The sequence below is a fragment of the Halorubrum trapanicum genome (genome assembly GCF_017873555.1).
GTDB classification, from domain to species: Archaea; Halobacteriota; Halobacteria; order Halobacteriales; family Haloferacaceae; genus Halorubrum; species Halorubrum trapanicum.
Genome location: NZ_JAGGKE010000016.1, coordinates 18,657 through 37,787, shown reverse-complemented (window position 1 = coordinate 37,787; position 19,131 = coordinate 18,657). Strand labels below are relative to the sequence as shown.

Here is a 19,131-nt window from a genome sequence, read left to right as displayed (position 1 = left end):
GGCCCGGTCCCAACGCCAGTTCTCCGCGTCGGTCCGCGACGCCGCGCTCACTCCGTGACGCCCCGAACCGCCGCGGCCGTCTCTTCCGGCGTCTCGGCCGCCGCGAGCGCGCCGCGAGCCGCGAGCCGCTCCCGCGGGCGCCCGACCGGCTGCGACTCGGAGGCCGTCTCGATCAGGTCGGCCTCCCGCAGGAGCCGCTTTATCCGCGTGAACGTCGACGGACTCCCGAGTCCCGCGTCCTCGCAGGCCCGCCGAAGTGTCCGGTCGAGGACGCCCTCCCGGGCGCCGACCGCGTAGGCGCGGACCCGGGTCCCCTCCGGGTCGGGACCTGCGGGTCCGACGGAATCCGCGTCGACCTCGGCGTCGAGCGCGCGAAGCACCGCGGCGGCGACCGACTCGTCGCACCGCGCCGCGAACCCCTCGTACACGCGTCGCCGGCTCGGCGTTCGAAGCCGATACGGCTCGGCGTCCGCGAACCGCGACGCGTAGCGCTCGCGGAGCGAGGCGTCGTCGCCGACGCGGTGCCACCGAACTCCCTCGTCTGTCGCCTCGTCGCTTTCGCCCGCGCCGTCACTCTCGATCAGCGCGAACCCCGTTTCGTCGTCCGCCAGCACCGCGTTCGACTGCGGCGCGTCGAGGACGCGGAGGTCCATTGCGTCGGTGTCGTCGAGCGCCGCGAACCGGCTCGCCGATCGGAATCCCGCGGTCGCGGCGTCGACCGCGGACTCGCCGGCGAACACCTTCAGCGCGGGGAGGCTCCGGGACCGGCCGAGATCGTCTTCATCACCCGCCTCGCCCGCCTCGCCCGCCTCGCCCGCCTCGCCCGCCTCGCCCGCCTCGCCCGCCTCGCCCGCCAGATCCGCGACGCTCGGCTCGACGAGCGCCGGCGCGGCCTCGCGGTACGCGTCGACGACGGCACGGAGCAGTCGCGGTCCGGGGTCGACGAGGATCGGGTCGGAGAGCGCGCCCAGCGTGATCGGCTCCGTGGTCGAGGGGAGCGCGGGACCGGTCGGCATCGAGCGACCCTACGGGCGCGACGGATTAAGGGTAGGGGACGCCGGAAGCGCGTAGACGCTCGGGTTCCGAGCGCGGCGTGCCGGCTCGCGCGCCTTTTTCACTCCGCGCTCGGAACCCGAAGGCGTGCCACCGCTCGACCTGTCGCTCGGACTCGGAACGTCCGGGCTCGACGACCCCGAGATCTGTACCGACACCGTCGCGACGGCGCTGGAGGCCGGTTACCGCCACGTCGACACCGCGCAGATGTACGACAACGAGGCCGCGGTCGGCGCGGGGATCGCCGAGAGCGACGTCGACCGCGAGGACGTGGTCGTCGCCACGAAGATCCATCCGGAGAACCTCTCGCCCGACGACGTCCGCGAGACGGCGCGCGCGAGCCTCGACCGGCTCGGACTCGACCGCGTCGACCTCCTGTACGTCCACTGGCCGATCCGGACGTACGACGCGGCGGCGACGCTGCCCGCGTTCGACGACCTCCGCGACGCCGGGGTCACGGACCACGTCGGCGTCTCGAACTTCACCCCCGACCTGCTGCGCGAGGCCGACGAGATCCTCGACGCCCCGATCGCGGCCCACCAGGTCGAGTGTCACCCGCGGTTTCAGCAGCCGGGGCTGCGCGCCCTCGCCGCCGAGCTCGATCACCGCCTCGTCGGCTACTCCCCGCTCGGTCGCGGCGAGATACTCGACGATCCCGAGATCGCCGAGATCGCGGAGCGGAACGATCTCTCGGCCGCGGTCGTCGCGCTCGCGTGGGCGCTCGACCGCGGCGTCGTGCCGATCCCGAAGGCGCGCGGCGACCACGTCCGGGAGAACCTGCGCGCGGTCGACATCGATTTATCCGATTCCGACCTCGACGCGATCGACGCGCTCGACCCCGGCGAACGACAGATCGATCCCGACGACGCGGCGTGGAACCGCTGACGGGTCGCCGTCTCCGCTCCGCCGTCGCGCTCAGACCGCGTCGAGGCGCGACCGCAGCTCCGCGTCAGCGCGCTCGACCAAGGCCTCGATCGGCTCGTCGAGGTACGTCGCCCACTGGTCGACGAACCCCGAGCGCCCGAGCGTCCTGACGACCTCGTAGACGGGACGCCGGCGCTCAAATCCCTCCGGCAGCCCGCCGGCGCGGTCGCGGTACCCCTCTCGAAGGGCCGCGGCGAACCGACCCGGTCCGGTCGAGTCGAACCCGTTGAGCAGCTGGTCCTCCGCCCGCACCAGGTCTCGGGCCGGGTCGCCGACGTGCGACAGCTCCCAGTCGATCGGCGAGACGCCGAGACCGCCTCCGACGACCGCACCGCCCTCGTCCGCGTCGGTCGTCACGAAGAGGTTCGGCTTGGTGACGTCCCCGTGGAGCAACGCCGCCGGAGCGCGGTCGAGCAGCTCTCGGTTCGCGCGGACGCAGTCGATCACCGCGTCGTAGTGGCCCGAGAGCCGCTCGGAGGTGCCGATCTCGCGGGTCCGCTCGACCGTCGCGAGCAGCACGTCCGTCCACGACGCGAACTCGATCGAGAGCCCGGTCGGTGGGTCGCTCCCCTCGGCCACATCCCCGCTGACGGCCGTTCCGGTCCCCGTCCCGGACCCGACGATTTCGCCGTGTTCCGCGAACCGGTCGGCGTGGAGCGCGGCGAGCGCGGCGCCGACGCGGCGGAGCAGCCGTTCGCGTTCCTCGTCGCTCGCGGCCTCGTAGACGCCCAGCAGCTCTCGGCCGGGCGCCGGCGCCGTCGCGAGGTACGCCGGGTCGCCGTCGGGATCTGCCGCCAGCACCTCCGGGACCGGGAGCAGTCCGTTCGCCCGCAGGTATCGGAGGACGGCGTACTCGCGGGCGATCCGGTGGCTCTCGTCCGCGAGTGCGACCTTGAGGAACGCACGCGTACCGTCGGCGAAGACCACGCCGACCGTCTCGTTGGCGCCGTTCCAGGAGGGACCGACGCCCGTCAACCGGTCGACGGTCCGGTCCGGGAACGCGTCGGAGAGCGCCCGCGCGACCGCTTCCGATTCGGCGCCGTCCATGACGTTCAGTCCGAACGGATCGATGTTAAGATTGTTGTCAGGGTTACCGGACGTGTCACGTGGACTCTATGAACATGCGTCAGAGTGTCTGTTCGTACCGATCACCGATACCCTCATACGTGTTGGCGAATCAAACTAATCCAGTGAACGGCAGGTCAGCTGACGGACGTATCGGGTTCGAAGTCGACGGGACGACGCTCTCGGTTCGCGACACGATCGAGGGCGAGCAGCTACGGTTCCGCGTTGACCGCGAGCCGGATCTCTCGCGAGCGCTTCCCGAACTTTTTGCGCTTCCGGTCGACCGGGCGGTCAGTTTCGAGGCAGAGTCGATGTCGGTCACGAAGTATTCGAGCGTCAATGTCCGCGACGGCGACGGCGAATTCATCGCACGCCCCGGTGAAGCGGCGGAGTTCCCCCGCGGCGACTACTGTATCGAAGTCAACGGGGTAACGAAGGTGTATATTCGGGTGACGGACGTCGAAATCGCGGTGAGCGAGGTTCGAAGTTCCGAGCCTATCGAGTTCGCCTTCGACCGCCCACGTACTGTGACGGTCGGCGGTCGCTCGTTTCACACGCGCCCCGAAGCGACGATCACGGTCCCCGACGATCCCGCCGCTCTCGCTGAGGCGGTGTCGGTACTCGGCTCGTCGATCAGGGAGTTTTCGCCGGAGCGCTCGTGGCCGACCCTCCGCGGGTACCCGCCGCGGATCGAGCGCGGCGACGCCCTCGACATCCCGAGTCCGCTCGTCGCGCCGGCCACCGGAATCGAGGTGACTGTCCGACCGACGTACGCCGACGTGTATCGTCTCTCGACGCTCTCGTACTATCTTGGCGCTCGGGTTCGGACCGGCGATGTTCCGGCGATCCGGCTCGATAACGGCTACGTAGAACGACTCCCAATCGAGGGACGACCGCTCGAATCCCGCGTCGAAGAACTCCTTCGCACGTGGTTCTTCCTCGACACACTCGCGCGGATAGAGGGGTACACGCCGTCGAACCCCTACGAGTACGAGGAAGTCGGACCGGACCTCCCGTTCTATCCGCCCAATCTCGCGGACCTGTCGATGAGCGAGCGGCTGATGGAGTATCTGGAGGTCGATCCCGAGACCGTCGCACCGTACGCCCCTGTGTGGCCGACAGAAGCCACCTTGCGTCCCACGCCCGCGGCCGCGGAGTTGCTCCCCCATCTCGCGCGCGTCCTCGCCCCAATTCGCGTCCGCGGTGCTTCCGACCCGGTACGACAGGACGCGCCTGCCGGGTTAGCGATATCGGGCGGAATAGACGCCGATGTGGACCCGGATCCGGCCCCCGAAACGGAACCGATCCCCGCCGGAACGTCCGTTTTGACACCGACGGCCTACGAGAATCGACTGCGGCGCGAGATAGCGGATCGCGGGGACGTGACCATCGCCTTCCTCTGTGACGGGGAAGACCGCGCGCGAAAGCTCAGAGCGGTGGTGACCGACCCCGCGGTTCCTGACGGAATCGGGTCGTGGACCGTGTATGCCGACCCGAATCGGGAGGTGGTTGCTGATCGCTTATCAGATCCCGAACTCGATCTCGTTTTTTGTGAACTTCCGATACGGAACGGTGCCGTTGAGGCTGTAGACGGCTCCGTCGAGATAACGGATGGAAACGACGGTTCAGGCCCCCAGGCCCCGGTCGTATCCGTGTTCGAAGGGAACAGCGAAATTAGCGCTGCCGTCGACGCGGTCGACCGGGGTAGTCTGAGCGGAGCAGCATTCGAGAGGCGCCTCGAACCGCACCGAATTCGGACGTTTGTCGGCCTGCTTACTGCGGGATGTCCGATTGTTATCGCAGCGCAACTGACGTTTGACTCGACCGATCCGAAGGTACGATTCGTCGGTGACCCCGGAAGTGTTGCTGCCATCGATAGAAGACTCCCGACGCAGTTCTGCTCGTTTTATCCTACCGCACCGGACTCGTTCCAAGTTCGCTTTCGGTCGTTCCTCTCGACAGAGGTACTGCTCGGGACGGATCATCAAGTTGTTGTTGAGTTCCTCGACTCGACGCCGTTTCTGTCCGGAACAGAGCGCAATATCGGAAAAGCGGACACGTCAGAGATTCTCTATTTACACGGTCAAAAGGGACCCGTGCTTCGCCTGTTCGGCGACATCGTTCTCCAGAACGACGAACTCACCGCCGAGGACATCGAGGCCTCGGCCCGCCGCGCGCTCGCCGCAGACGATCCGCCGGAATCGAATCCCGAGTCGGGCGTCGAGTCGCGGTGGCACGACTGAACCGGTCCCTGCGCCGTTTCCACATCCCGCCGATCCGTTCTCGCCCGCGTTCCCGGAGTCTTACCGGAAGTACAAGGAGAAAGCCTCGCGCTTTAGCGCGGGGATGAATCCGACACTATTCTTCACAGTCCACCGTTCGATGGCACAGCTGGATATTCCACGCTGCTTCAATACACACCTTCAAGTAAGTTGATCTACATAGGTTACATATGGCGAAACAGGTCGTTACTCGCACCTACACTGCTTCCATACGGAATCAGTCTCGGGTGCAAGACGACCTTGATTCGCTCGGGTTCGCAGCCTCAAAACTCTGGAACGTCGGACGGTGGACATGTAGCCGAATCTGGAATGAAATCGATCACATCCCGAACCACAACGAACTCACCGCGTACCTCAAAAGCCACGAACGCTATGATGACCTGCATTCGCAGTCAAGTCAGCGAGTCCTTCAAGAACTCGCTGAGGCGTTCAGCGGTTGGTACGGCAACCGACAAAACGGGGATACGAAAGCGAACCCGCCCGGCTACCGCAAACACGGCGACAAACACCCGCGTTCCACGGTCACGTTCAAACAGAAAGGCTTCAAACTCGACACGCAGTACGATCGCGTTCGACTCTCAAAAGGATCGAACCTGAAAGAGTACTGGTCGGATTTCGTCCTGTGTAAGTACCAAACTCGCCCGGACGTTGACCTCTCCACCGTGGAGAACGTCCAACAAGTCAAGATTGTCTGGACGGGCGACGAGTGGGAACTACACTTCGTCTGTAAGGTCGAAATCGACGTGGCTGAAGCCCCCGGTGAGAAGACAGTCGGTGTTGATATCGGGATCAACAACTTCGCCGCGCTCGCCTACGAAGACGGTCACAGCGAGTTGTACCCGCTGAACTGCTTGAAACAGGACGACTACTACTTCAGCAAGCGAATCGCTCGGTGTGACGACTCGGACTCTGAGCAGGCCACCCGGCTGAATCAGAAGAAGTCGGCCCGCCGCACCCACTACTTCCACACCCTTTCCAAACATATTGTCCAGCGGTGTGTTGACGAGGAAATTGAAACTATCGTGGTGGGCGATCTCTCCGGCATCCGTGAGGATGCGGAGAACGGCGAGTCGAAAGACTGGGATAAGCACGGTAATCTCGACCTACACTCGTGGGCGTTCGACCGGTTCACCGACCTTCTCGAATACAAGGCCGAGATGGAAGGCATCACGGTCGAGTACGTGTCTGAGCGGGATACCTCGAAGTCGTGTTCGTGCTGTGGCCGGAAGCGTGACGCGAACCGTGTTGAACGCGGACTGTACGTCTGCGATGAGTGCGGGACAGTGGCGAACGCAGATGTGAACGGCGCTGAGAACATTCGGCAGAAAGTATCTCCGAGTTCACCGAGTCTCTCGGTGAATAGGAGTAACGGCTGGTTGGCACAGCCATCGACGTTCTTGTTTGACAAGGAAACTGGCGCATTCGCGCCTCAAGAACGGGTTACGTCGTAAACCACAATATCCCAACCCAGCGGTACGGTGCCGTGGGAATCCTCGCGCTTCAGCGCGGGGAGGATGTCAAGCCCGCCGGTATTTTTTATTCCTCGGGCGACGAACCGCCGCGTATGCCTCAGATTCACCTCGACGAGGAGACGGTCGAGCGGCTGGACGCGCTCCGGGTCGACGACGAGGAGTACGACGAGATCGTCAGCGAACTCATCAGCATCTACGAGGCGGAGGAACTGACGCTGTTCCGCGGCAGCGACGTGGAGTGACGACGGTCGGACGACCGCTCGCGGCCGCTGCCGCCGCGAGGCGACCCTACTCCTGATACGCGACGCGGACCTGCTCCCACTTGCCGACCTCCTCCAGGTGCGCCTGTAGCTCGTCGGCGTACTCCTGGACGAGGCGCTCCGCGGCTTCCAACTCCTCGTCTGAGGACCCGCCGCCGCCTCCGCCGAGACCGAGCGCGCCCTTGATCGAGTCGACGAGACCCCCGCCCGACCCGCCGGAGTCGCCGCCGGGGGCGCCGCCCATCCCCGACATCTGCGACCGGAGGTTCTCCAGTTCGGGCATGATCGCCGGGAGGCTCGACGTGTCCGCGACGACGCGAGCGGTCTCCGGGTCGCCGGCGTTTTCGATCTCCAGTTCGGTCGCCGTCATGATCAGTCCCCACTCCTGGCTGGAGAAGCGCGACGCCGCGACGCGCTCGTTGAACTGGTTGTCGACGGTCATCCGCTCGCCGACGATAGCGTCGGTCCACTCGCTCATACGCCTCCGTTCGACGGTCGCGGTGAAAAGTCCGTTCCCCCGTGGCGAGCGGTCGACCCCGATCCGTTCCCGCGCCGGGAGACGACGCGGAGGAGTTTAGACGCCGGACGCCCTCCGTCGCGATATGAGAGACAGCAGCCGTCGCGCTCTCCTCGCCGCCGCGGGGACCGCGAGCGCGACCGCCCTCGCGGGCTGTGTCGACGCGGTTCTCCCCGGTTCGGGAAGCGACGCCGCCGGCGGGTCGGCCGACGACCGGGTCGACCGGACCGGCGAGGCGACCGTCGCGGTCGCCGTCGGCGCTGACGACGGCTTCTCGTACGCGCCCGCACACGTCCGGGTCGACGCCGGGACGACCGTCGTCTGGGAGTGGACCGGGAAGGGCGGGGGACACGACGTGTACGCGGTCGACGGCTCGTTCGCCTCCGACCTCGTCGCCGAGGAGGGACACACCTTCGAACGCGCGTTCGAGACGCCGGGAACCCACGAGTACGTCTGTACGCCCCACCAGACCCGCGGCATGCGCGGCAGCGTCGAGGTCGTCTCGCCCGACGACGACTGAGTTCCCTCTCCTTCTTCCCGTCCCCTTCTCTTCTCCTCTTTTCCGGCCGGACCCCCGACCGAGTCCGTCGAGCGCGCCCGCTACGAACGCCGCAGTTCGTCGAACGCGTCGCCCGTGAGTCCCGGACCGGACGGGACTTCCATCCGTCCGTCCGCGACCGGACACGGATCGGGCGCCAGGTCCTCGTCGAGCAGCGACCCGGTCGCGAGTCCGCAGGGCGACACGTCGGGAATCGCGGCCGCGACGTGGACGGCGGCTGTCCGCGCGACGACGGCGTCGATGGTGGTGGTGACGACCGGGTCGACCCCGGCCGACCGCGCCCGGAGTGCGGCCGCCAGCGCGCGGTCCGGACCGCCGAGCGCCATCGGTTTGAGAACCGTCGCGTCGGCGGCGTTCGCCGCCAAGACGGCGTCGATCCCGCGAACTGCGACCGATTCGTCGACAGCGATCGGAACCCCTGAGCCGCCGCTGATCCCGCGGAGCGCCGCCAGCCCGTCGAGCTCGTCCGCCGGAAGCGGCTGCTCGACGTACGCGAGGTCGAACGCGGCCAGCGCGTCGAGCGCGCTCCGCGCCGTCTCGCGGTCCCACGCCCCGTTCGCGTCGACACGGATCGCGATCTCGTCGCCGACCGCCTCGCGGACCGCGCGGACGCGCTCGACGTCGGCGTCGACCTCGCGGACGCCGACCTTCAGCTTGAGGCAGTCGAACCCCTCGTCGACCGCTCGTTCCGCCTCGGCGGCGGTTTCGGCCGGCTCGCCGTCTCCGACGGTCGCGTTGACCGGGACGGCGTCCGCCGGCGTCGAGTCGACAGCGGCTTCGGCAGCGAGCCGGTCCGCGAGCCGCTCCCCGGAATCACGGGCCGCGAGGTCGACGAGCGCCAGCGAGACGCCGTGGCGGGCGGCCGGCGTCGCCTCGGCATCCGGGAAATCCGGCGGCCATTCCGTGCCGTCGGAGCCCGCGCGCTCGTCCAGCGCGGCCGCGCAGGCCTCGTACGACTCGGTCCACCCCGGAAGCGGGGTCGCCTCGCCGACGCCGGAGACGGGCGAGTCGTCGCTCTCGCGCTCGACGGTGATCAGGAACCCGTCTCGGCTGCGGACCTCGCCGTGTGCGGTGCCAAGCGGGCGGGTCAGGTCGAGCGCGAACGGGCGATGCCGCATCGTGTCGGTCGGATCCCCGCCGAGCGGACGGTCGCCGGTCACGCCGCCAGCCCGACCGCGAACGCGACGGCGTACGCCGCGAGCAGCTTGCCGGTCGATTCGAGCGCGGGGTTGAGCGCCTCGCCGGAGGTCTCCGTCAGCACCGTCCGCGCGACGGTCGCCGCCAGCGGGAGGGTGACGAGCGGGAGCAGGGTCGGGAGACCGTCGCCGCGCGCGACGAACCACAGCGGGGCAAGGTACGCGACGGCGAGCATCGCGAGGTACTCGGCGCGGGCGAACCGGTAGCCGAACCGGACGGCGAGCGTGCGCTTGCCGGTCGAGGCGTCCTCCTCGCGGTCCCGGAGGTTGTTGACGACGAGGATGTTCGTCGACAGCGCGGCGATCGGGAGGCTCGCGACGACCGCCGCGAGCGCGACGGTCCCGTCGGGGATCCCGACGGGGAACCACCCGGACAGCAGCGCGGCGGCCTGAACGTAGTAGGTCCCGGTCACGGCGATCACGCCGAAGAAGACGAACACGAAGAGGTCGCCCAGCCCGTGGTAGCCGAGGGGGTACGGCCCGCCGGTGTAGGCGATCCCGGCCGCGACGGAGGCGAGTCCGATCACGAGGATGGGGACGCCGCCGACGGCGACGAGGTAGGTGCCGACGCCGATCGCGGCCGCGAACGTCAGCCACATCGCCCGCTTCACCTCGGCCGGCTCGATGAGGCCGCTGGCGACGACGCGGGTGAACCCCTCGCGGTCGTCGGTGTCGGCGCCCTGGATAGCGTCGTAGTAGTCGTTCGCGAAGTTCGTGCCGACCTGGATCAGCGCCGCGCCCACGAGCGCCGCCAGCGCGGGCAGCGGGGCGAACACCCCGGCGTCGAGCGCCAGCCCGACGCCGACGATCACCGGCGCGGCCGCGGCGGGAAGCGTCTGGGGCCGGGCGGCGATCACCCACGCCCGTCGACGTGTCACCTCGGTACTCATTGCCGAGAGTTGGTGCGTGCCGTCCCTTAAGGTTGCCATCGCGGATCGTCGTGGGTCGCCGCGGAACGGTTCGACGCGGGTTCGAAGCCACGTGGCGACCGACAGATTCGACAGGGATCGGTCCGTATCGAGCGTATGACCGACACGGAGACCGCGTCGGCGAACGGGGTCGCGGCGCGGTACGAGGAGACCGGCGGCGAGCGCCTGCTCACCTTCTCGCGGGACAGTCGCGAGGCGACCGTCGCGCAGAACGCCGAGGGGTACGCCATGCTGAAGGTCCGGACCGGTCCCGACGGCGACGAGTTGGAGCGGTACTACGGGTTCGACATGGCGCTCGATCACGCCGCGGAGCTGCTCGGCGTCGCGGTCTCCGACCTCCCGGTGCCGGACGCCGCCGCCGACATGGGAATGTAGCTGGCCCGTCGGCGTCCGGACCGCGACTAACCAGCAACATAGTCCGCTACCCGGAACGCGAGCCGAACGGCTTCGGCAGTAGTCGGGATCCGGTCACGAACGAACGACCGGCTGGTAGCGGGCGTGAAACGGCGATCGAAGCCCGTGTGAACGACGCCCATCCTCGAAAATAAATAACCATAAGACATCATAGTCGTAGTTGAATATTCTCAGTAGCCATATCACCTTATGCGTGGCACCGAAAGGGAGAGTCACGATGGAGCGACGACAATTCCTGCGCGGTACCGGCGCGGCGATCGGCGGCTCGCTGCTCGCCGGCTGCGCGGGGGGCGGTGGCGAATCGGGGACGGTGACGGTCGACTACGCGTACTACAACCCGGTCAGTCTCGTATTGCGCGAGAAGGGCTGGCTCGAAGAGGCGTTCGCGGACACCGGCTCCGACGTCGAGTGGGTGTTGAGCCTCGGGAGCAACCAGGCGAACGAGTACGCCCAGAGCGGCGAGGCGGACGTCTCCTCGACCGCCGGCATCGCGGCGCTGATGGCCCGCACGAACGGCGTGCCGATCACGACGCCGTACATCTACTCGGAGCCGGAGTGGACCGCGCTCGTCACCTTCGAGGAGACCGGAATCTCGTCCGTCGAGGACCTCGAAGGGAGCCGCGTCGCCGCCACCCGCGGGACCGACCCGTACTTCTTCCTGCTTCAGGCGCTCGACGACGCGGGCCTGAGCGAGGAGGACGTCGAGGTCGTCAACCTCCAGCACCCGGAGGGCCAGTCCGCCCTGGTCCGCGGCGAGGTCGACGCGTGGGCCGGTCTCGACCCCCACATGGCCGAACTGGAGCTGGAACACGACGGCGCGGAGTTGTTCTTCCGCGAGCCGCGGTACAACACCTACGGCTTCCTGAACTTCCTCGACGGGTTCCTCTCGGACCGCACCGAGGACGCCCGCCGCGTGATAGAGACCTACGAGCGCGGCCGCGAGTGGGCCGTCGAGAACCCCGAGGAGACCGCTGGGATCCTCGCCGACGCCTCCGAGATGTCGGCGCCGGTCGCGGAGCGCGTGTTCACCCAGCGGAACGACCTCTCCCGGCCGATCCCCGGCGACCCGCACCGTGAACTCCTGTCGAACCTCTCGCCGATCCTCGAACGCGAGGGCCTCGTGACCGACGACGCCGACCCCGCCGGGAACGTCGACGAGCTGATCGACTCCGAGTTCGCGAGCGAGGTCGTCTGAGATGGCCGCCGACACCCGCCGGGAGTCGGACGTCTCCCGCGAGTCCGACTCCGGCACCGGGTCGGAGGCCGGCGGGTCGGTCCACCGCTCCGAATCCCCCAGTCTCGGTCCGGTTCCGCTCCCCTCCCCCGACCGGTTCCGACCGCTGCTCGGGCTGCTCGTCCCGATCGGTCTCGTCGTTGTCTGGCACTTCCTCGTCGCGACCGGCGTCTTCGCCGCCTACCAGCTGCCGGCGCCGCTCCGGGTGGCCGAGACGCTCTACGGGATGGCGGCGTCCGGCGAGCTGTGGGACCACGTCGCTATCACGCTCCAGCGCGTGGCGCTGGGCGCGGGTCTCGGAATCATCGTCGGGACCGTCTTCGGGACTCTCACCGGTCTCTCGCGGACGGCGAGCGACCTGCTCGATCCGCTCTTACAGAGTCTGAAGAACATCCCGTCGCTCGCCTGGGTGCCGCTGTTCCTCCTCTGGTTCGGCATCGGCGAGACAGCGAAGGTACTGCTCATCGCCGTCGGCGCGTTCTTCCCCGTGTACCTCAACCTCTCGACGGGCATCGCGGCGGTCGACGAGGAGCTGCTGGAGGTCGCGGAGGTGTACGACCTCGGCCGCGTCGAGTCGCTGCGCCGAGTCGTGTTCCCGGCCGCGCTCCCGGACCTGCTCGTGGGGATCCGCGGCGGCGTCGGGCTGGCGTGGATGTTCGTCGTCGCCGCCGAGCTGATCGCGGCGAGCCAGGGGATCGGGTTCCTGCTGAGCGACGGGCGGGCCCTCGCGCGGCCCGACATCATCGTGGGTTCGATCCTGCTGTTCGCGTTCCTCGGCAACTGCTCGGACGTCGCGGTGAAGGAGGTGAGAGACCGTGTCGTCGGACGCTGACGCCGACTCGACGACGCCGACCGGCGAGGCGGACGCCGCCGGGTCGGCCGCCGCCGCGTCGGACGCCGACCCCGTCCTCGCGGTCGAGGGCCTCCGGAAGCGGTACGACGACACGGTCGCGCTCGACGGCGTCGACCTTGCGGTCGCGGACGGGGAGTTCGTCGCCGTCGTCGGTCCCTCGGGCTGCGGGAAGTCGACGCTGCTCCGCGTGCTCTCGGGGCTGGAACCGGAGTTCGCCGGCCGTGTCACAGTCGACGGGACGGACGTCCGCGACGGCGGCAGCGACGCCGTCGGCATGGTGTTCCAGGAGCCACGGCTGCTCGACTGGGCGGACGTGCGAGAGAACGTCGCGGTCGGTCTCCCGGCCGACGTCGATCCGGAGAGCCCGGCGGCCCGGGAACGCGTCGACGAACTGATCGAGACCGTCGGACTCGACGGGTTCGCCGAGAGCCACCCGGACCAGCTCTCCGGCGGCATGGCCCAGCGCGTGTCGCTCGCGCGCGGACTGGCGTACGACCCCTCCGTGCTGCTGCTCGACGAGCCGTTCTCGGCGCTCGACCGGCTGACGAAGGCGGACCAGCAGGACCACCTGCTCGACGTGTGGGAGGAACGCGGGACGACGGTCGTCCTCGTCACCCACGACGTCGAGGAGGCCGTCTACCTCGCGGACCGGGTCGTCGTCCTCGGCGGCCAGCCCGGGACGGTGGAGTCGGTCATCGACGTCGACATCGACCGCCCCCGCGAACGGGCGGACGCCGACCTGGTCGCGCTCCGCCGCGAGGTGACCGAGTCGCTCGGGCGGTAACGGCGTTCGCGAACGGTCGACGGACCACCGATATCCGCCCCGTGGGGAGCGCTGACTCGTGCCGCGCGCGAGCCGCCGGTCGCCCGCGCTTCGAACGAAACGAACGTCTATCTCGCTTATTAACCGACTTCCGAATCGGAATCACTCCGCGATCCTCGGTGTGTGTATAATCTCCTTAAGGTGTATCAATTCCGTCGCTGTCGTGCGGTTTTCCGATCAGAATACCCGCCGACTCGAACTGCCGGTCCGCCCCGATTTTGCGATCGTCCAAACCGTTAAGTACCCGACCGTCTTGTCGTGAACCGATGACAGACATCACGGAGGCTTCGTCGGACACCCCGGCGGATCGAGTTCTTCCAGGGCACAATAGCTTCTAACGTCGAAATCGGTCCTGTACGGATCTTCGACACGACCCTGCGAGACGGAGAACAGTCACCGCGGACGTCGTTCAGCTACGATGAAAAACGCCGCATAGCGGCGACGCTGGACGACATGAACACCCACGTCATCGAGGCGGGGTTCCCGGTCAACTCGGACGCGGAGTTCGAGGCCGTCAGCGACATCGCCGCCGCCACGGACACCACGGTCTGCGGGCTGGCGCGGGTCGTCGAGGGCGACATCGAGGCAGCCATCGACTCCGGCGTCGAGATGGTCCACGTGTTCGTCTCCACCAGCGACGTTCAGCTGGAGGACTCGATGCACGCGACCCGCGAAGAGGCGAAGGGACGCGCGGTCGACGCCGTCGAGCAGGTCAAAGACGCCGGCGTCGAGTGTATGTTCTCGCCGATGGACGCCACCCGGACGGACCCGGACTACCTGGTGGACATCGTCGAGGCCGTCTCCGAGGCGGGCACCGACTGGATCAACATCCCCGACACCTGCGGCGTCGGGATGCCGACCAGCTTCGGCGAGACGGTGGCGGCCGTCGTCGAGGCGACCGACGCGCGCGTCGACGTCCACACCCACGACGACTTCGGCATGGCCGCGGCCAACGCGGTCATGGGCTTCGAGAACGGCGCGGAGCAGGCGCAGGTGTCGGTCAACGGGATCGGCGAACGCGCCGGCAACGCCGCCTACGAGGAGGTCGTCATGGCGGTCGAGTCGGTGTACGGCGTCGACACCGGCATCGACACGACCCAGATCACCAAGCTGGCTCGGATCGTCGAGGAGGCCTCGGACATCCCGGTGCCGGCGAACAAGCCCGTCACCGGGCGGAACGCGTTCGCCCACGAGTCGGGCATCCACGCCGCCGGCGTCATCGAGAACAGCGACACGTTCGAGACCGGCGTGATGACCCCGGAGATGGTGGGCGCCGAGCGCGAGTTCGTGCTAGGCAAACACACCGGCACCCACAGCGTGCGCAAGCACTTGGTAGAGGCCGGCTTCGACCCGACGGACAGCGAGGTCCGGACGATCACGAAGCGGGTCAAGGAGTACGGCTCCGGGAAGCGGCAGGTGACGGCCGGCGACGTCGAGCGGTTCGCCGAGGAGGCGGACGTCACGCGGGAGGAGGAGGTCCGGGTCTGATGCCCCCCTCCTCGACCGGAGCGCCCCCCGAGCGACCGCGCGGGCGGTCGCGAGAGAGAGCCGCGCGTCGTCCCCGACGGTCCCACCGGGACCGTCGAGGGGCGGAGCGTTGCGTTCCCCGACAGGAATTTATACCCCGGCCGCGTTGCTCCGAGCGAGATGCGACGGCACACCACGGCCGCGGAGCGAGCGGGCGTTCCCGCAGCCGTCGCGCCGATCATCGTAGGGGTCTGACCCCCTACACTACCCCTTCCTCACCGACGCGACGCACCGCCGAACGCCGGCGGCCGGGCCGTTTCCGACGCACGGAGCTTCGCTCCAGAGCCGGGACCCGCGACCCCGCCCGTCCCGCGTTCGCAGCGACCGACACGACCCGCCAGATGCCACACCGAACACCACCACGACAATGAGCGACACAGCAGCACACACACGAGAGGACGACCCGGACGGCTCCGCGGAGCCGGCGGCGGGAGCCGACGACTCGGCGCCCGACGCCGACGACGCTCCCGCCGCGGGCGCCGTCTCGACCGGCGCCGAGTCGGTCGTCGCCGCCCTCGAAGCCGCGGGCGCGAAGACCGCCTTCGGCGTTCAGGGCGGGGCGATCATGCCCGTCTACGACGCGTTGTACGACTCGTCCATCCGGCACGTGACGATGGCCCACGAGCAGGGCGCCGCCCACGCGGCCGACGCGTACGGCGTCGTCGCCGGCGAGCCGGGGCTCTGTATGGCCACCTCCGGGCCGGGCGCGACGAACCTCGTCACCGGCATCGCCGACGCCGACATGGACTCGGACGCGATGCTGGCGCTGACCGGGCAGGTCCCCACGGAGTTCGTCGGCAACGACGCGTTTCAGGAGACCGACACGGTCGGCGTCACCCGGCCGGTCACGAAGCACAATTACTTCGCGGGCGGGGCCGACACCGTCGGCGACACCGTCGGCGAGGCGTTCGAGCTGTCGCGGGCCGGGCGCCCCGGTCCGACGCTGGTCGACCTGCCGAAGGACGTGACGCAGGACGAGACCGACCGGACGCCCGGTCCGGCGACGCCGCCCGCGGGCACCGACCCCGACCCGAACGCGGACGCGGACGCCGTCGAGGAGGCGGCGCGCGCCATCGAGTCGGCCGAGCGCCCAGTCTGCCTGTTCGGCGGCGGCGTGATCAAGGCCGACGCGAGCGACGAGGCGCGGACGTTCGCCCGCAGCTTCGGGATCCCGGTGACGACGACGATGCCGGGTATCGGTTCGTTCCCCGAGGACGACGACCTCAGTCTCTCGTGGGCGGGGATGCACGGCACCGGCTACGCGAACCTCGCGATCACTCACACCGACTGCCTGATCGCGGTCGGCACGCGGTTCGACGACCGGCTCACGGGCGGGATCGACACCTTCGCGCCCGAGGCCGAGGTGATCCACGTCGACATCGATCCGGCGGAGATCTCGAAGAACGTCCACGCCGACTACCCCCTCATCGGCGACGCGGGGCGCGTCTTGGACCAGTTGACCGCGGCGGTCCGCGAGGCGCCCGACACCGAGGCGTGGCGCGACCGGTGTGCGGAGTGGAAGGAGACGTACCCGCTCACGTACGCGACCCCCGACGACGAGCCGCTGAAGCCACAGTTCGTCGTCGAGGCGTTCGACGAGGCGACCGACGACGACGCCATCGTCACCACGGGCGTCGGCCAACACCAGATGTGGGCCTCGCAGTTCTGGACGTACTCCGAGCCGCGGACGTGGGTCTCCTCGCACGGGCTGGGGACGATGGGGTACGGCGTGCCGGCCGCGGTCGGCGCGCGCGTCGCCGCCGACACGATGGGCGAGAGCGACCGCGACGTGGTGTGTTTCGACGGCGACGGCTCCTTTTTGATGACGATGCAGGAGCTGTCGGTGGCCGTCCGCGAGGAGCTGGACGTCACTATCGCGGTGCTCAACAACGAGTACATCGGGATGGTCAGACAGTGGCAGGACGCCTTCTACGAGGGCCGCCACATGGCCTCCGACTACACGTGGATGCCCGAGTTCGACAAGCTCGCGGAGGCGTTCGGCGCCCTCGGGATCCGCGTCGACGACTACGACGAGGTCGCGCCCGCCGTCGAGGAGGCGCTCGACTACGAGGGTCCCGCCGTGGTCGACTTCCACGTCGACCCCGAGGAGAACGTCCTGCCGATGGTGCCGAGCGGCGGCGCGAACGGGAAGTTCGCGGCCGCGGAGGACCAGCTATGAGCGGCGACTCGCCCGACTCCCGGCCCGCGACAGACGGGGGCTCCGCCTCCGACGCCGGCGCGCCGGAGACCGACTCCCGACCCCTGCCGGGCGAGCAGCCCGGTCCCGACGAGCGCGACCATCCCGAGGGGCGCCGGAACCTCGAAGGGATCCGGATCGACCCCGTCGTCGAGGCCGAACACGGGTCGCGGCGCGCCGTCATCTCGGCGCTCGTCGAGGACGAGCCGGGCGTGCTCGCGCGCGTCTCCGGACTCGTCTCCCGCCGCCAGTTCAACATCGAGAGCCTCACCGTCGGGCCGACGACCGTCGACGGCCACTCGCGGATCACGATGGTCGTCGAGGAGACGGATCCCGGGATCGACCAGATCGAAAAGCAGATGGCGAAGCTGAAGCCGGTCATCTCGGTCGGCGAGGTCGCCGGCGACGCGGTCACCTCCGAACTCGTCCTGCTGAAGGTCGAGGCCGACGACCCCGCCGCGGTCCACGCCGTCTCGGAGATGTACGACGGACGGACGGTCGACGCCGGCCCGGAGACGATCACCGTCGAGCTCACCGGCGACAACGCCAAGATAGACAACGCGATCGGCGCGTTCGAGCGGTTCGGCATCGTCGAGATCGCGCGGACGGGACCGACCGCCCTCGCGCGCGGCGACACTCCGACCGCGCCCGGAGAGAAGCCCGGGACGGCTGGCGAACCGACCACCCACGACGACTGACGCACGAAAACACACGCGAACACACAGCGAACCCACACGATACACATGACCGAAGACGACACCCAGACGTTCGACTCGACAGTATACTACGACGAAGACGCCGACGAGGAGGCGATCGCACACAAGACCGTGGCCGTCCTCGGCTACGGCTCGCAGGGCCACGCCCACGCGCAGAACCTCGCGGACAGCGGGGTCGACGTGGTCGTCGGTCTCCGTGAGGACAGTTCCTCGCGGGCCGCCGCCGAAAGCGACGGGCTCCGCGTGGAGGCCCCCGCCGACGCGGTCGCCGAGGCCGACGTGGTGAGCGTCCTCGTCCCCGACACCGTCCAGCCGGACGTGTACGAGGCGGCGATCGAACCGAACCTCGACGCGGGCGACACGCTGCAGTTCGCGCACGGGTTCAACATCCACTACAACCAGATCCAGCCGCCCGAGGACGTCGACGTGACGATGGTCGCGCCGAAGTCGCCGGGCCACCTCGTCCGCCGCAACTACGAGAACGACGAGGGGACGCCCGGCCTGCTCGCGGTGTATCAGGACGCCACCGGCGACGCGCACGACGAGGGGCTCGCGTACGCGGCCGCGATCGGCTGTACCCGCGCCGGCGTCGTCGAGACGTCGTTCCGCGAGGAGACCGAGACCGACCTGTTCGGCGAGCAGGCCGTCCTCTGCGGCGGCGTCACCTCGCTCGTGAAGCAGGGGTACGAGACGCTCGTCGACGCCGGCTACTCGCCGGAGATGGCGTACTTCGAGTGTCTCAACGAGCTGAAGCTCATCGTCGACCTCATGTACGAGGGCGGGCTGGGCGAGATGTGGGACTCCGTCTCCGACACGGCGGAGTACGGCGGACTCACGCAGGGCGACGTGGTCGTCGACGAGCACGCCCGCGAGAACATGGAGGAAGTGCTGGAGAAGGTCCAGAACGGGCAGTTCGCCCGCGAGTGGATCGCGGAGAACCAGGCTGGGCGGCCCTCCTACACCCAGCTCCGGACCGCCGAGAAGAACCACGAGATCGAGGCCGTCGGCGAGGAGCTCCGCGGCTTGTTCGCGTGGGAGGAGTCGGCCGAAGACGACGAGGAGGAGAGCGCCGAGGTGACCGCCTGATGGGCGTACGCGGCGGCGCGAACC

18 protein-coding genes are annotated in these 19,131 nt (G+C 68.7%); 13 read left to right on the top strand and 5 right to left on the bottom strand.

What is annotated here, in order from left to right:
- Window positions 1-47 precede the first annotated feature (47 nt).
- Window positions 48-1,016 (bottom strand): transcriptional regulator TbsP domain-containing protein, encoded by a 969-nt coding sequence (locus tag J2744_RS14090; protein ID WP_210113881.1) that lies wholly within the window; start codon window positions 1,014-1,016, stop codon window positions 48-50.
- Between the two features lie 124 nt (window positions 1,017-1,140).
- On the opposite strand from J2744_RS14090, the gene J2744_RS14085 reads away from it, so the two are divergent.
- On the top strand, window positions 1,141-1,938 hold the full coding sequence (locus J2744_RS14085) for an aldo/keto reductase (RefSeq protein ID WP_210113880.1): 798 nt from the start codon (window positions 1,141-1,143) through the stop codon (window positions 1,936-1,938).
- A 30-nt stretch (window positions 1,939-1,968) separates the two neighbouring features.
- Here J2744_RS14085 and J2744_RS14080 read toward each other — a convergent pair whose 3' ends face one another.
- Window positions 1,969-3,024 carry a phosphotransferase family protein gene (locus J2744_RS14080; protein WP_210113879.1) on the bottom strand — a complete coding sequence of 352 codons (1,056 nt, stop codon included), beginning with the start codon at window positions 3,022-3,024 and terminating at the stop codon, window positions 1,969-1,971.
- A gap of 143 nt (window positions 3,025-3,167) precedes the next feature.
- Here J2744_RS14080 and J2744_RS14075 point away from each other — a divergent pair, with 143 nt between their 5' ends.
- From J2744_RS14075 to J2744_RS14065, 3 genes are all read left to right on the top strand, one after another.
- Window positions 3,168-5,285 carry a hypothetical protein gene (locus J2744_RS14075; RefSeq protein WP_210113878.1) on the top strand — a complete coding sequence of 706 codons (2,118 nt, stop codon included), beginning with the start codon at window positions 3,168-3,170 and terminating at the stop codon, window positions 5,283-5,285.
- Window positions 5,286-5,494: 209 nt separating this feature from the next.
- On the top strand, window positions 5,495-6,775 hold the full coding sequence (locus tag J2744_RS14070; RefSeq protein ID WP_210113877.1) for an RNA-guided endonuclease InsQ/TnpB family protein: 1,281 nt from the start codon (window positions 5,495-5,497) through the stop codon (window positions 6,773-6,775).
- A 113-nt stretch (window positions 6,776-6,888) separates the two neighbouring features.
- Complete coding sequence (locus J2744_RS14065) at window positions 6,889-7,038, top strand: DUF7557 family protein (RefSeq protein WP_017342927.1); 150 nt, start codon at window positions 6,889-6,891, stop codon at window positions 7,036-7,038.
- A 46-nt stretch (window positions 7,039-7,084) separates the two neighbouring features.
- On the opposite strand, the gene J2744_RS14060 is transcribed toward J2744_RS14065, so the two are convergent.
- Entirely contained in the window at window positions 7,085-7,534 is a 450-nt protein-coding gene (locus J2744_RS14060) for a DUF5799 family protein (protein WP_210113876.1), read from the bottom strand.
- Between the two features lie 124 nt (window positions 7,535-7,658).
- Between J2744_RS14060 and J2744_RS14055 the strand changes: the two genes are divergently transcribed.
- Window positions 7,659-8,093, top strand: a complete 435-nt coding sequence (locus J2744_RS14055; RefSeq protein WP_210113875.1) for a halocyanin domain-containing protein — start codon at window positions 7,659-7,661, stop codon at window positions 8,091-8,093.
- Between the two features lie 80 nt (window positions 8,094-8,173).
- On the opposite strand, the gene menC is transcribed toward J2744_RS14055, so the two are convergent.
- Both menC and J2744_RS14045 read right to left on the bottom strand, forming a co-directional pair.
- Window positions 8,174-9,292: an o-succinylbenzoate synthase gene (menC, locus tag J2744_RS14050; protein ID WP_394357725.1), complete on the bottom strand. Its 1,119-nt coding sequence runs from the start codon at window positions 9,290-9,292 to the stop codon at window positions 8,174-8,176.
- On the bottom strand, window positions 9,289-10,218 hold the full coding sequence (locus tag J2744_RS14045; RefSeq protein WP_210113874.1) for a 1,4-dihydroxy-2-naphthoate polyprenyltransferase: 930 nt from the start codon (window positions 10,216-10,218) through the stop codon (window positions 9,289-9,291). The genes menC and J2744_RS14045 overlap by 4 nt, the downstream gene beginning before the upstream one ends.
- A 135-nt stretch (window positions 10,219-10,353) precedes the next feature.
- Here J2744_RS14045 and J2744_RS14040 point away from each other — a divergent pair, with 135 nt between their 5' ends.
- From J2744_RS14040 to ilvC, 8 genes are all read left to right on the top strand, one after another.
- The gene (locus J2744_RS14040; protein ID WP_210113873.1) at window positions 10,354-10,632 is read left to right on the top strand and encodes a DUF7111 family protein; all 279 of its coding nucleotides are present in this window, start codon (window positions 10,354-10,356) and stop codon (window positions 10,630-10,632) included.
- Window positions 10,633-10,888: 256 nt separating this feature from the next.
- A complete protein-coding gene (locus tag J2744_RS14035) occupies window positions 10,889-11,866 on the top strand; it encodes an aliphatic sulfonate ABC transporter substrate-binding protein (RefSeq protein ID WP_210113872.1) in 978 nt (325 codons plus the stop codon).
- A 1-nt stretch (window position 11,867) separates the two neighbouring features.
- Window positions 11,868-12,737, top strand: coding sequence for an ABC transporter permease (locus tag J2744_RS14030; protein ID WP_210113871.1), 870 nt, complete (start codon window positions 11,868-11,870; stop codon window positions 12,735-12,737).
- On the top strand, window positions 12,721-13,542 hold the full coding sequence (locus J2744_RS14025) for an ABC transporter ATP-binding protein (protein ID WP_210113870.1): 822 nt from the start codon (window positions 12,721-12,723) through the stop codon (window positions 13,540-13,542). Before J2744_RS14030 ends, J2744_RS14025 begins: the two co-directional genes overlap by 17 nt.
- Before the next feature lie 345 nt (window positions 13,543-13,887).
- Window positions 13,888-15,069, top strand: coding sequence for a LeuA family protein (locus J2744_RS14020; protein WP_425544848.1), 1,182 nt, complete (start codon window positions 13,888-13,890; stop codon window positions 15,067-15,069).
- Window positions 15,070-15,475: 406 nt separating this feature from the next.
- Window positions 15,476-17,287, top strand: coding sequence for a biosynthetic-type acetolactate synthase large subunit (gene ilvB, locus J2744_RS14015; RefSeq protein WP_210113869.1), 1,812 nt, complete (start codon window positions 15,476-15,478; stop codon window positions 17,285-17,287).
- Window positions 17,284-18,003: an acetolactate synthase small subunit gene (ilvN, locus tag J2744_RS14010; protein WP_210113868.1), complete on the top strand. Its 720-nt coding sequence runs from the start codon at window positions 17,284-17,286 to the stop codon at window positions 18,001-18,003. Before ilvB ends, ilvN begins: the two co-directional genes overlap by 4 nt.
- 45 nt (window positions 18,004-18,048) lie before the next feature.
- Complete coding sequence (gene ilvC / locus J2744_RS14005; RefSeq protein WP_210113867.1) at window positions 18,049-19,107, top strand: ketol-acid reductoisomerase; 1,059 nt, start codon at window positions 18,049-18,051, stop codon at window positions 19,105-19,107.
- Window positions 19,108-19,131: the final 24 nt, after the last annotated feature.